Raw genomic sequence first — 13103 nt, 5'->3', positions numbered from 1 at the left:
ACGCGGGGGCAGTGCCCGCCCCCGCGTCCGTATCTTTCTGCGGTCATGCCCAAGGCGAGCCGCCCCCCATCCCAGAACCGACGCCGCAAAGGCGCTGTCCCAGCGGAGAGAAGAATGAAAACCGGTTTCGTCCTGCGCGCGGCCAGCGCCATGCTGCTGCTCACCACATCGGCGATCGCCCATGCCCAATCCGGCCAGGCCCAGTCCGGCGACATCCGCGCGCAGGCGGACGCCAAGGCCCGCAGCATCGTCGACAAATTGACGCTGGATGAAAAGGTCGCCCAGCTTTTGAACGTCGCCCCGGCGATCCCACGGCTCGACATACCGGCCTATAATTGGTGGACCGAATCGCTGCACGGCGCGATCGGCGCCGTGCCCACCACCAACTTCCCCGAACCCATCGGCCTCGCCGCGACCTTCGACGCGCCGCTGATCAAGGAAGTCGCGTCGGCGATCAGCACCGAAGTGCAGGCGCTGCACACGCTCGGTCGCCAGACCGGTCATCTGGGTCGCATCGGCACCGGCCTCGACACCTGGTCCCCCAATATCAACATCTTCCGCGATCCGCGTTGGGGCCGGGGGCAGGAAACCTATGGCGAAGACCCGTTCCTGACCGCCCATATCGGCGTCGCCTTCGTCCAGGGGATGCAGGGCGACAATCCCGATCTGCCCGACGTCGTCGCCACACCCAAACATTTCGCGGTGCATAGCGGCCCCGAACCCAGCCGCCACACCGACAATATCTTCGCGACCCAGCGCGATCTGGAGGACACTTACCTCCCCGCCTTCCGCGCCGCGATCGTGGAGGGCAAGGCCGGGTCCATCATGTGCGCCTATAACCGCGTCGATGGTCAGCCCGCCTGCGGCAGTCCTATGCTGTTGCAGGATTATCTGCGCGGCGCATGGGGCTTTACCGGCTATGTCGTGTCGGACTGCGACGCCGTGGTCGACATCTACGACCATCATAAATATGCGCCCGACGCTGCCACCGGCGTTGCCGTCGCGCTGCGCCGCGGCGTCGATAGCGAATGCAATAATGCGACGTTGGGCGGCAAGGCGGGTCTTGGCGACCGTTACAAGGAATCGCTGGCGCAGGGCTATATCAGCGTCGAGGATATCGATGTCGCGCTCGTCCGCCTCTTTTCAGCGCGGCTGCGCAACGGCGATCTGCCGGGCCTTTCAAGCCGCAAGCCCAACGCGACGCCGGTCGCGGCGATCGGCACGGCCGATCATCAGGCTTTGGCCCTCGACACGGCCGAAAAAAGTCTGGTGCTTTTGAAGAATGACGGCGTTTTGCCGCTGAAGCCCGGCACCCGGATCGCGCTTGTCGGGCCTTTGGCGGACGCCACCCGCGTGCTGCGCGGCAATTACAGTTCGGCCAAAAGCGCGCCGCCAGTCTCGGTCGCCGACGGCCTTAGGCAGGCAATGCCCGGATCGACCATCACGCTCGTCCCATTTTCACCGTCGATCACCGATGGCGACCTTGTCCCCGGTGGCGCGCTGCGCACGCCCGACGGCAAGCCGGGCATCAAGGCGGAATATTATAACGCCACCGCGCAAGACCAGTTTGCGAGCAAACCGGTGCTTACCCGCACCGAGGACAGCATCACATCACGCGCCTCGGAATTCAAACAGGTTGCGACCGATCACAGGATCGTCTGGACAGGCTATCTTGTCGCGCCCGAAACCGGCCTCTATCGGCTGGCGCTGACCGGTGTAAAAGGCGAGATATCGTTGAACGGCAAGCCGGTCGTCGTCGCCACCGACTATTCGCGCTGGGCCGAACCGCTGAAGCTCACCGAGGTCGCTATGACCGAGGGCGAGCGTTACGCCGTTCGCCTCCAGGGTGAGAGCGGCATCCCTGCCGCGCCTGCTATCTTCTGGAAACGGGTCACCGATAATCTGGACCGCGATCTGGCCGCGGGTGCGAAAGACGCCGACGTCATCGTCGCTGTCGTCGGCCTCACCTCCGACCTGGAGGGCGAGGAAATGCCGGTGAAGGTTGAGGGCTTCGAGGGCGGCGACAAGACGACGCTCGACCTGCCCACGGACCAGCGCGCCTTTCTGGAAAAAGCAAAGGCGCTGGGCAAGCCGCTTGTCGTTATCGCCATGAATGGCAGCGCGATCGATCTGTCCTGGGCAAAGGAGAATGCCTCCGCCATATTGGAGGCCTGGTATCCGGGCCAATCCGGGGGCCGCGCCGTTGGGAACGTCCTGTTCGGCAAGGTGGATCCGGGCGGTCGCTTGCCGCTTACCTTCTACAAAAGCGTGAACGACCTACCCCCCTTTGCCGAATATGGCATGGATGGCCGCACCTATCGCTATTTCAAGGGGACGCCCGTCTATCCATTCGGTTACGGCCTCAGCTACACGCGCTTCACCTACACGCCGCCGGTCATCGAACCCATCGACGGAGCGGTGGAAAATGGCATCAAGGTCCGCACGCAGATCACGAACAGCGGACAGCGCAGCGGCGACGACATCGCCCAGCTTTACATCACCCCGCCGACGTTCGACGGCGCGCCACGTATCGCGCTGCGCGGCTTCCAGCGGGTGTCGCTCAAGCCGGGGGAAAGCCGGGCGATCGAATTCATTCTGTCTCCGCGCGACCTGAGCTTCGTCACCATGGCGGGCGAGCGCGCCCTCATCCCTGGCGCCTATCAGCTCAGCGTCGGTGGCGGACAGCCCGGCACAGACAAGCCGGTCCAGACCGGCGCCTATAGTATTTCCCGCGCGGTTCCGCTGCCGAAATGAGGCGATGCCGCCTCCGTCGTAAAATCATCAATCAGGAGAGGATAGCTGCCATGAAAAAGCCGATGAAGACTATTAGGCTGCCATTTCGCATCAAGCATCTGCTCGCGATCTCTGTTGCCGCTTGCCTGATGCCGACTTTTGTCCAGGCGCAGGAAGACAAGGAGAAGATGACGCCGATCGCGTCGCCGGCGCAGCCCGACGCAATCGAACTTGGCACCGGTCCCCTGCCCGGCGCGATGGCGCAGGAAAGTTGGCACCGCCAATATGGTAGCCAGTTCGCCCGCAACGTCACCGTCGCGACGCTCACCCCGTTCCTGCCGGATCCGGTCAAGGCGTCAGGCGCGGCGATCATCGTTGCACCCGGCGGTGGTTTCCGCACGCTGTCCATGGACAATGAAGGCTATGACGTCGCGCGCGCCCTCGCCGCCAAGGGCATCGCCGCCTTCGTCATCAAATATCGCCTGCGCCAGACGCCGGCCAGCATGGCGGCGTTTGAAAAATCGATGCAGGAGATGTTCTCCGGTGCCGCGCGCGCGCCGCTCCCGGCCGCGAGCAACGCGGCCGCGGACCTTGCCCCTCAGCTCGCCGACTCCACCGCCGCCTTTCGCCTGATCCGCAGCCGTAGGGCGCAATGGCATGTCGACCCCGACCGGATCGGCATGATCGGCTTTTCCGCAGGGGCGATGCTGACGATGGCGACGACGTTAGCCACGAAGGAAGCGAAACCGGCCTTCATCGGCAATATCTACGGGCCGCTCGGCAGCATGACGGTGCCGCAGGACGCTCCGCCTATGTTCGCAGCGATCGCGGCGGATGATCCCCTGTTCGGCGAGCGCGATTTCAAGCTGATCGACGATTGGCGCGCCGCCAAGCGACCGGTCGAGTTTCATCTTTATGAGCGCGGCGGCCACGGCTTTGGCATGTACCCCAAGACGACGACCAGTACCGGATGGTTCGACGCCTTCGTGCGCTGGCTCGACATGCATGACATGCTCAGGCCGGTTCACAAATAACGATCGAGGCCACCGCACTGACGCTTGGACAAGCGTCAGTGCGGTGGCCTAAATATGGGCATCGGGGAAGACTGGCGCTTACATATTCAATTTCACAGCATGGACGCTATGATGGGATAGGATGAAGAGAGTGTGTCTATCCGGTCCGCCGAACAGGATTTGCAAGGGGCGTTCAGGCACATCGATCTGGCCGATCTCCCTGCCGTTAGCGGCATAGACGAACACCTGGCCGTTGGCGACATAGACGCGCCCCTGCGCGTCGGTCGCCACCCCTTCCCCGCCACGCTCAGCAAAGAGTTTGAGGTCGCTGAGCGCGCCGCCTCCGCCGACGATGCCGCTATATGTCCGGTTTTCCGATCCGTTGGTGACATAGACACGCTCGCCTGGCCGCCCCTGAATGAAGCCATAGCTGTCGAGCGAGTCCGAGAAGCGCAGGCCGCGATGGTCCGCCGGTCCTTGCGCGAAAACCCGCCAGGCGGGCAGGACCACGCTGCCGTCGGGTGACACATATTCCCGCGCGTTGCGCCGTGCCATATCGCGGGCGAACATCTCGGCCAGGGTGGTGAACTGATAGGTGGCAGGGTCGATCTGATCCTTGAACTCACCATTATTCCACCAGTTGACCGGCAGCACCGTGGCGGCCTCTACACGGGCAGCGGTCGGCGTTGCCGCGATGATATTGATGTCGCTGTCCGGCGTGTCGGGCCTGATACTATACACCGTGCCATTGCGACCGTAGGACGACAGAACCAACAGGTTGCCCGAGCTGTCTACCGTCAGGTTGACGGGGTCGAGCGTGGCGTCACGGACCATCTCCAGCTTGCCGGCGTCCGACCAGCGCCAGATGCGCTGGAACTTCCGATCGATGAAATAGAGCCGCCCCTGCGCATCCACCGCGCCGCCGCCCGCCGAATGGAAGCCATCGGCGAGCTTTTCGATCTTGCTGCCCAGAAACGCGGCAGCAGAGACCGGATTTGGCCTGGCGGGGATGTCGAGTACGGCAAATTCCCGTTCCCGCACATCCAGGCCATGGGTCATATCGCGGATCGCATTTTCGAACGGGAATTTGGTCAGACGCAGGAATGTCGCGCAGCCATTTTCATCGCAGGTGCCGACGCCGCTTTCGCCGTTCACATGGACATTGCGGAAACGGATATCATGCGAATTATAGAGCGTCACGGCAGCCGGCGCGGGTTCGCGCGTGCGCGTCACGCGATAGCCGTGGAAGTTGGCGATCAGGATATTGTGGGAATTGCGGATTTCCAGCGCCACCGCGTCGCCGCTCTCGCCGGCTTCTCCCTCGGTCTGGGGAGCGAGCAATTCCCAGTTGGCAACCCGATTGAGGGCGATTTCGGTGCGGACATGATGTTCGACCGAAGCCTGGATCAAACGACCTGGCGTTTGGGTGTCGGAAATCAGGATGCCGGGATGGCCGAAGGTGCTGGGGCTCCAGATGTTGGCGAAGGTGCCGCCGCCGCCCTGCGTCACCCACAGGCTGGCATATTGCCCCGCCCAGCGACGCGCGGCGTCAGGATCGGCGGTGCCGTTGTTATTATAGGGGCTGATCGTGCTGCCATCGAAGCGGTTGGTGCCATGGCCGCCCTGGAATTTCACATCGTTGACCATGGAATTGGCCCCGGCCTTCCACAGCAGGGCAGTCGCCCGCGGATTGGCGCCGTTGGTGTTGAGACCGAGCCCTGACACGATCGCATCGCCGCCTTGCGCGCTTTCGACCAGCGCTTTGGGCGCCCCGACACCCTGCCATGCCGGCGTGCCGTCAGGCAGGACGATCTGCGTCAGGCTGGGGTGCAGGCCCAGCAGCACCGTATCGGATCGCAGGCGGAGCGTATCGCTGACGCGGTAGAAGCCCGTGGGCAGATAGACAACCTTGTGCGTGTCGATCGCTTTCTGGATCGCGGCGGTGTCGTCGCCGCTATCGTCCCCCTTCGCGCCCAGCGTGCGGACACTCACCCATTGCGCAACGGCGGGGAGGGCGCGAATGGCGGGCGCGGCGGCCGCAGGCAGGCTGACGATATTTTCCGCCTGCATATCGGTCTTATAAGCGCCGATCTGACCTAACCCCGGCAAGGTGAGGCCGTGTGTGAAGGACGCGACTTTATAAGTGGCCCCCTTGCCCAAAACCGTCCGGCCGCTCTCCCGGAAGCGTGCGAATACAGGCGTATTGGCGGCCAGGACGTTCTGGAAGCCGATCTGCGTATAGACGTTCTTCTCGTTCGAGATGATAATAGCGGCCTTGGCCACATTTTCGAAGCGGACATCCTGGCCCCAGAGCCAGTCGCCATAGCCCCGGTCGATCTCGATCCCGACCGGCAGGTTGCGGAACGCGACATTGACCAGCGTCAGCCCGGCCTCATGCTCCCGAATGGCGGCGTCGCGCTGCCCCTCAAACGTCGCATCGACAAGCGCAAAGGGCCAGGCCGGGGAGGGTTTTTCCGCCAATATGCCATATCGCCCGCCCTTGAAATGCAGGTCTTCGGCTTCGTTGGCGACATGATAGAGGCCTGCCAGACCCGACCCGATGTCGAAATCGGCATGGCTGACGAAACTATGCTGAGCGGAATGGAAACGGATCGCGGTGGCGGCGGGGTTGCCGTCCATGATGCGGAAATCGATATTGCCGAGCGCAGTGTAGAATGTGCCGGGATTGGCGTCGGCGATCGTCTTGTTAAATGGCACGCTGCCCGCAGGCGGGAAGGCCGCGGGCGGACTGTCCTTGTCGGTCTGACGCTTGGCCCCGGTGAACATCAACATATGCGCGACGCCACGCTGAAAGCCCGGCGTATCCTTGCCCAACAGGATGACGGGCCGCTGCTGGCCGATGCCGAAGATGCGGACGCCGGGCCACAGGAAGAGCGTGCGGCTGATACGGTAGGTGCCGGCCGGCAGAAAGACGATGCCGCCGCCGCCCTTTTCCGCCGCCTTGTCGATCGCCTGCTGGATCGCTGGTCCATCGTCCGCGCGACCGTCGCCCACGCCTTTCACGGTCACCGCATGGGGTTCGTCCGGCGCGGTGGTGTAGACGGAAGGCGAGGCGAACGCCGGTTGCGTCGCCGTCAGGCCCAGCAGGATGGTGACACAGGCTCCGCGCAATCCACGATACATCCGGCAGGCTCCAGAAAAGAAGATGTCCCGGCCGTGCAGGGCCGGGACGAGGTTGGGGAGATCGAAACGAATATATCAGAAGTTGAAGCGGACACCCGCCCGATAGATACGGCCCAATGTGTCATACAGGGCTGGATTGACGTCCAGACCGGTATTGGTCTGGGGCGAGGCCACTGGATCCTTGTCGAACAGATTGTCCACTTTCCCGTAGATCGAGATAGTGTCGCGGATCTTGAACGTGGCGCCCACGTCCACATAGAATGCGCCCTTCATCTTGTTGCGGTCGATCGTCGGATGGTTGCCGGTGGAAACCGGGCAGGACGACTGGCAGACGACATATTGATTGCCGAACACGCCATCGCTGATCCACCGTTCCTGCACGGTCAGGCTGAAACGGCCGCTGTCATAGGTCTGCACGGCCAGCCATTTCCAATCGGGCGTTGCGCCCGTATTGGCCCCCGCCTGATCGACCGGATCGACCCCGGCGATGCCCGCATTGACGATGAATTTGCGGATGTGGGTCGCCAGCGCGCGAACGGTGAAGCTGCCCGGCAGCCCCAGCGGCTGCTGCCACTGATAGCTGGCTTCAATGTCGAAGCCGCTCGTCCGCCAGGATGCGAGGTTGAACGGCTGGACGTTGACGAAGTTGGTGCCCTGCGCGCCGTCAAGTTGGAATCCGCCGCAGAAGGCCTGATTGCCCTCGAAGCAGAAGCGGACGATCTGGTCTGCGGACAGGCTGGAAACCACGCCCTTGAGCTTGATGTCATAATAATCGAGCGACAGGCTGAGGCCGGGCATCCATTCCGGGCGCGCCAGCACGATGCCCAGTTCGGTATTGCGCGCGACTTCGGGCTTGAGGGCGGTATTGCCGATCGTGTTCTGGAACACCTGCACCGCCTGGTTGCGGAACGGATCGTTGAAGTTGGGCAACGTCGTGACCGTCGGCGCGGCGAACAGTTCCGACAGGTTGGGCGCGCGCACGTCGCGCGACGCCACAGCCCGCAGGCGCAGACCGCTGAGCGGCGTATCCCAGGTGCCGCCGACCTTCCACGTCCAGACCGTGCCCGACGTACTGTAATGGGTGCCGCGACCCGCCGCATTCAGGTTCGCACGGCCCATCGAGTCGCTATTGAACAGGGGCAGATCGACTTCGAGATAGCCTTCATAGACTTCATATTTCCCGCGGCCATTTTTGTAGTTGCCCGCCGCCCAGTTGCTGCCCAACGTGGAATTGAGCAGGGGATCGGCTGGATATTCGGGACTGTTGGGGCTGAGCGCAGAGACGCCCGCGCCATAGGGATCGGCGTTCACCCGGTAGAATTCGCGCCGATATTCGCCACCGAAAGCGACCGATACCGGCCCGGCCCATAGTTCGAACGGATTGCCCGAGAAGTTGAGGCTCGCGACGTCCTGCGTCAGTTTGGTATGCTGGAACGGCCCGTTTTCGTGTGGCGCGACATAGGCGAGCGCGGCCGAAGAGGGCGTGGCGCCGCCGAAGATGTTGATCGGCTGGCAACCCGCCGCGCGGGCGGCGGGGTCGGCGCAGACAATCGCGCCGTTGAGCATGATCGCATTTGTCGCCGCGACATAGCGGTTCTGGAGCACGATGTCCTGAACGCGAATATCGGAAATGGTGATGCCATGTTCATAATAGGCATCATAGTTCCAGTCGGTTCCGCCCAGATCGAATTTGCCCTTCAGCCCGCCGACGAAGCGATATTGACGCCGGTCGGTATGGACCTTGGGATCGGGGAAGGAGCCGTTGCTGGTGCCGAAACCGAACTGGGTGATGCCCGCCAAAGCGCATTGGTCGCGAACCGATTGGGGCAGATAGGGATTGGCGCACTGGACGGTCAGGCTGGACCGGTTATAGCCGGGACTGGGCTGGTTGCTGGTTTTGACCTGGGCAATGTTGACGGTGACATAGGCTTCATTGTTGTCGGCGAAGTCGTAGCCGATCCGGCCATAACCGTTGATGCGTTCCAATGCCGACTTGAGCGAGGCGCCCGATCCGGGCGCACCCGACAGATCGCCGCCTTCGCAGAAGCTGTTGCCGCGATAGCAGTTGGTCACCGCGCCGGTGCCGGTCGGCTGTCCGCCCGATCCATAGTTGAAATTATAGGGCGTGCCATTCTGGTCGAAGGCGATGCCCTGCAACGGACCGTTGTTGATGAGTCCGTAGCGGGCATATTGATAGGGCTGCGCATAATCGCGATAGTTGAACTGCGGCAGGCCATTGCTGGTCTGGCCCGTGTTCATCAGCGTTGTGGCGCGATACCAGTTGCGGCTACCGGCCAGGTCCGTGCCGAAATCACCCGCGCCGACGCCGCCCTCATGATCAAATTCGCCGCTCAGCACGACATGCAGGCGATCGTCCAGGAACGCCTTGCCATATGCCGCCTGCACCAGCGCGGTTTCATCATCGCCATATTTGGTGATGCTGCCCAGGATATTGCCCTTGAATCCTTCGAAATGGGTGTCGGTGATGAAATTGACGACGCCGCCGACCGCATCGGAGCCATAGGATGCGGACGCGCCGCCGGTCACCACATCGACGCGCTTCACCAGCAATTGCGGGAACATGCTGATGTCGGGCACGCCCGTCACATTGGCGCCGACGACGCGCTGGCCATCGAGCAGGGTCAGGGTGCGGATCGCGCCCAGGCCGCGCAGCGAGAAGGAGCTGAGGCCCTGCTGGCCGCTGGACGTGCTGAAGGTGCCGGTGGATGCGCCGGTCGAGCCCTGAAGCGAGGGCAACTGGGCGATGGTGGTGAAGATATTGGGCTGCGCATTGTTGGCGATCTGCTCTTCGCCGATCACCGTGGTGGGTGTAGGGGCATTGAAACCACTGGTCGTGATGCGCGATCCGGTGACGACGATGTCGGCATTGCGCGGCGCAGCAGCGTCATCGGTTTGCGCCTGCGGCGCAACCGCCGCAGGCTGTGCTGGCGCAGCCTGCGCATGGGCCGGGCCTGTCAGTGCAAAGGCTGCCATCGCGGCCAGGCTGACGCCGGCCATCTGCCGATGGATTGCGATCGTCGCTTTCATGGATCATCCCCTCTTATATCGGCCGCCCCTCCCAGAGCCGCCACGCCGCATGATGGGCTATTGTTTTCAGGTTAGTCTGTGCCCGCGTCCGCCGCACTTAAGACATAGGTCGTAGATGCGGCCGACAGGCAGATTGTCAGGGTCTGGCGGCGTACAAGGCGTGGTGCGTCAGGATGAAAAGCGTCCGCTTGTCCGGGCCGCCGAACAGGATTTGCAACGGCCGTTCGGGTACGTCGATCCTGCCCGTTTCCTGCCCGTCCGCGCCATAGACGAAGATCTGACCGTTCGCGACATAGACACGCCCCTGCCCGTCTACCGCGACACTTTCGCCGCCCCGATTGGCGAAGGGTTTAAGCTTCGTCAGTGTACCGCCCGCACCGACCGTGCCGCTATAGGTGATATTCTCCGATCCGTTGGTGACGAAAAGACGATCGCCCAGCTTGCCGCCGATCAAGCCATTGGCGTTCAGACTGTCCGACCAGCGCCAGCCGACATGATCGACCGGTCCCTGTTGCCACACGCGGAAGGCGGGCAGCGCCAGGCTGCCGTCGGGGGAGAGATATTCGCGCGCCTTGGGCGTGCCGGCATCGCGGGCGAACATTTCGGCAAGCGTCGTGAACTGGTATGTTTTTGGATCGAGCTGGTCCCTGAACTCGCCATTGTTCCACCAGTTGACCGGCAGCAGCGTCCTCGCCGCCCCCTTTGTGCGCGTCGGCGTCGGCTGGATCAGCGTCATCTGGTCCGGCGGACCGTTCGGGTCGATCGAATAAACCCCCGCCTTCGGCCCCAGCGACGACAGCACCAGCAGATGCCCCGATCCGTCGATCGCCAGATTGACCGGATCGAGCGCCTGGTCGCGCACGATCTCCAGCCCTCTGGCCTCGCTCCAGCGATGAATGCGCTGGAACCGACGGTCGATGAAATAGAGCGCGCCCTGTGCATCCACCGCCGCGCCGGAGATCGACCAGAAACCGTCCTCCAGCTTTTCGACCGGCGTGCTGCCGGGCGAAACGGGCGGGATGGTGCGATCGGCCGCGCCGATGTTCAGGCTGGCGAACTCGCGCTCGCGCACGAAGCGCCTGGCCGTCACATCTTCGATCGCATTGTCGAACGGATATTTGCTGGCGCGCAGGAAGGTGCCGCAGCCTTCGTCGTCGCAGGTCGCAAAGCCGCTTTCGGCGTTGATGTGGACGTTGCGGAAGCGGATGTCGCTGGAGTTGGTGAGCTTTACCGCGCTTTTCTCCGGCGCGTAGGTGCGGGTCACGCGATAGCCATGATAGTTGGCGAACAGCAGGTTCTTCGAATTGCGGATATCGAGCGAGATGGCGTCGGGGCCATCGTCGACTTCCTGCTCGGTCTGCGGGGCCAGGAACTCCCAGTTCTGCACATTGTCGAGGACGATTTCATTGCGGGCATGATGTTCGACCGACATTTCATAGACATGGCCGGGCGTGCTTGTGTTGGTGACGTGCAGCCCCGATTGCGCGAAGCTGTTGGGACTCCAGACATTGGCGAAGGTGCCGCCGCCGCCATCCGTCACCCAGATGCTGGGATATTGCGCATCCAGCCGCCCGTCGGTGACGGGATCGCCGGTGTTGACCCGTAAAGCGCCCAGCATCTTGCCGTCCGCCGTTGGGGTGCCGCCCCCGCCCATGATCTTGACGTCCTCGACCAGACTCGTCTCGCCCGACCGCCACAACAGCGCCGAGGCGCGGGGATTAACACGGCCGGTGAAGAGGCCAAGGCCCGAAAGGATATTGTCGCCGCCTCTGGGACTTTCCAGGATCGGCAACACCGGTCCCAGCCCCGCATGGGCGGGATTGTCGTCGGGAATGTAAAGCTGGGTAATGGCGGGATGCAGGCCGATGAGAATGGAGTCGGGGCGCAGCGTCAGGCGGTTCGTCACCTTGTAGAATCCGACCGGGAAATAGAGGATGCGGTGGGTATCGATCGCCTTCTGGATCGCGGCGGTGTCGTCCGCTTTACCGTCGCCCATGATCCCCAAAGACCGGACATTGACCCAATCGGCCATGGCGGGCAGGTCGCGGATGGCGGGCGCACGGCGGGCAGGCATGGCCGGAAGGGCCTGAATGTCGGCGTCGGTCCTATAGTCGCCGGTGTGGCCGAGATCGGGAATAGCCAGGCCATAGGAGAAGGACGCGACCTTATAGGCGTTGCCCTTGCCATCGATCGTCCTGCCGCTGTCGCGGAAGCGGGCGAAGACCGGGCTGTTGACCGCCAGCGCATTGTCGAAGCCGATCTGGGTAAAGACATTCTTCTCGTTGGAGATGACGACACCCGCCTTCGATATATTTTCGAAGCGGACATCCTTGCCCCACAGGCTGTCGCTATAGCCGCGATCGATCTCTATCCCGACCGGCGTGTTGCGGATGGCGACATTGACCAGAGTGAGGTCGACCTCATGCTCGCGGATCGCGGCCTGGCTCTGTCCGTCGAAGCTGGAATCGAGCAGGGTGAACTGCCAGGCGGGAGAGGTTTTTTCGGTGACGATGCCATAGCGGCCGCCCTGAAAATGAATATTCTCCATGACGTTGCCGGCTTGATACACCCCGGCGAAGGCGGTTCCCAGCCGGAACTCCATATGGCTGAGGAAGGCGTGTTGCGCCATGCGGAAGCGCACGCCCGCCGCCGCCGGATTACCCGCGCCGATTTCAATATCGACATTGCTCATGGACGAATAGAAGGTGCCCGAATTGGCGTCGCGCACTACCTTGTCGCGCGGGACCACGGTCGGCACCGGGACCGGCACCTGGCCGACCCGATATTGATCGCCGCCGCCAAAGACGATCATGGTCGAAACGCCCTTCTGGAAGCCCGGCGTATTGGGGCTGAGCAGGATCACCGGTCGGGTCGGCCCGACGCCATAGACGCGCACGCCCGCGGGCACGACCAAGGTCCGGCTGATGCGATAGGTGCCCGACGGGAGGAAGACGATGCCGTGGCCGGTCTTGTCGCGCGCCTGATCCAGCGCCTGCTGGATCGCCGCGCTATCGTCCGCGCGGCCGTCGCCGCTGGCCTGAACCGTGACGGCGGTCGGTTCTTCGGGCGCAACCGGGAAGACCGATACCGTCGCCGCCCAGGCCGGTGTTGCCAAAGTGGTCGCCGCCAATAAAGCGGCGATCATGCTGCGTGCGATCATAGCCG

5 protein-coding genes are annotated in these 13103 nt (G+C 63.2%); 2 read left to right on the top strand and 3 right to left on the bottom strand.

What is annotated here, in order from left to right; genetic code table 11:
- Positions 1 to 114: 114 nt before the first annotated feature.
- Positions 115 to 2754: a glycoside hydrolase family 3 C-terminal domain-containing protein gene (locus tag ABT375_RS18885; protein ID WP_416465442.1), complete on the top strand. Its 2640-nt coding sequence runs from the start codon at positions 115 to 117 to the stop codon at positions 2752 to 2754.
- Positions 2755 to 2804: 50 nt separating this feature from the next.
- Complete coding sequence (locus ABT375_RS18880; protein ID WP_416465440.1) at positions 2805 to 3767, top strand: alpha/beta hydrolase; 963 nt, start codon at positions 2805 to 2807, stop codon at positions 3765 to 3767.
- Positions 3768 to 3845: 78 nt separating this feature from the next.
- Here the strand turns inward: ABT375_RS18880 and ABT375_RS18875 are convergent, their stop codons facing one another.
- The 3 genes from ABT375_RS18875 to ABT375_RS18865 all read right to left on the bottom strand — a co-directional run bounded on the left by ABT375_RS18875 (position 3846) and on the right by ABT375_RS18865 (position 13098).
- Positions 3846 to 6890: a glycosyl hydrolase family 28-related protein gene (locus ABT375_RS18875; RefSeq protein ID WP_416465438.1), complete on the bottom strand. Its 3045-nt coding sequence runs from the start codon at positions 6888 to 6890 to the stop codon at positions 3846 to 3848.
- Between the two features lie 75 nt (positions 6891 to 6965).
- On the bottom strand, positions 6966 to 9938 hold the full coding sequence (locus ABT375_RS18870; RefSeq protein WP_416465436.1) for a TonB-dependent receptor domain-containing protein: 2973 nt from the start codon (positions 9936 to 9938) through the stop codon (positions 6966 to 6968).
- Between the two features lie 136 nt (positions 9939 to 10074).
- Positions 10075 to 13098: a glycosyl hydrolase family 28-related protein gene (locus ABT375_RS18865; RefSeq protein WP_416465434.1), complete on the bottom strand. Its 3024-nt coding sequence runs from the start codon at positions 13096 to 13098 to the stop codon at positions 10075 to 10077.
- Positions 13099 to 13103 lie beyond the last annotated feature (5 nt).

The organism is Sphingomonas sp. VDB2 (assembly GCF_047946695.1).
In the GTDB taxonomy this organism is placed as follows: domain Bacteria; phylum Pseudomonadota; class Alphaproteobacteria; order Sphingomonadales; family Sphingomonadaceae; genus Sphingobium; species Sphingobium bisphenolicum.
Note: the sequence above shows the minus strand (reverse complement) of the source record. Positions and strands in the feature narration are given on the sequence as shown.

Coding starts and splice junctions, on each gene's coding strand:
- ABT375_RS18875 (WP_416465438.1), bottom strand. CDS start 6,890: ATGTATCGTGGATTGCGCGGAGCCTGTGTCACCATCCTGCTGGGCCTG.
- ABT375_RS18870 (WP_416465436.1), bottom strand. CDS start 9,938: ATGAAAGCGACGATCGCAATCCATCGGCAGATGGCCGGCGTCAGCCTG.
- ABT375_RS18880 (WP_416465440.1), top strand. CDS start 2,805: ATGAAAAAGCCGATGAAGACTATTAGGCTGCCATTTCGCATCAAGCAT.
- ABT375_RS18865 (WP_416465434.1), bottom strand. CDS start 13,098: ATGATCGCACGCAGCATGATCGCCGCTTTATTGGCGGCGACCACTTTG.
- ABT375_RS18885 (WP_416465442.1), top strand. CDS start 115: ATGAAAACCGGTTTCGTCCTGCGCGCGGCCAGCGCCATGCTGCTGCTC.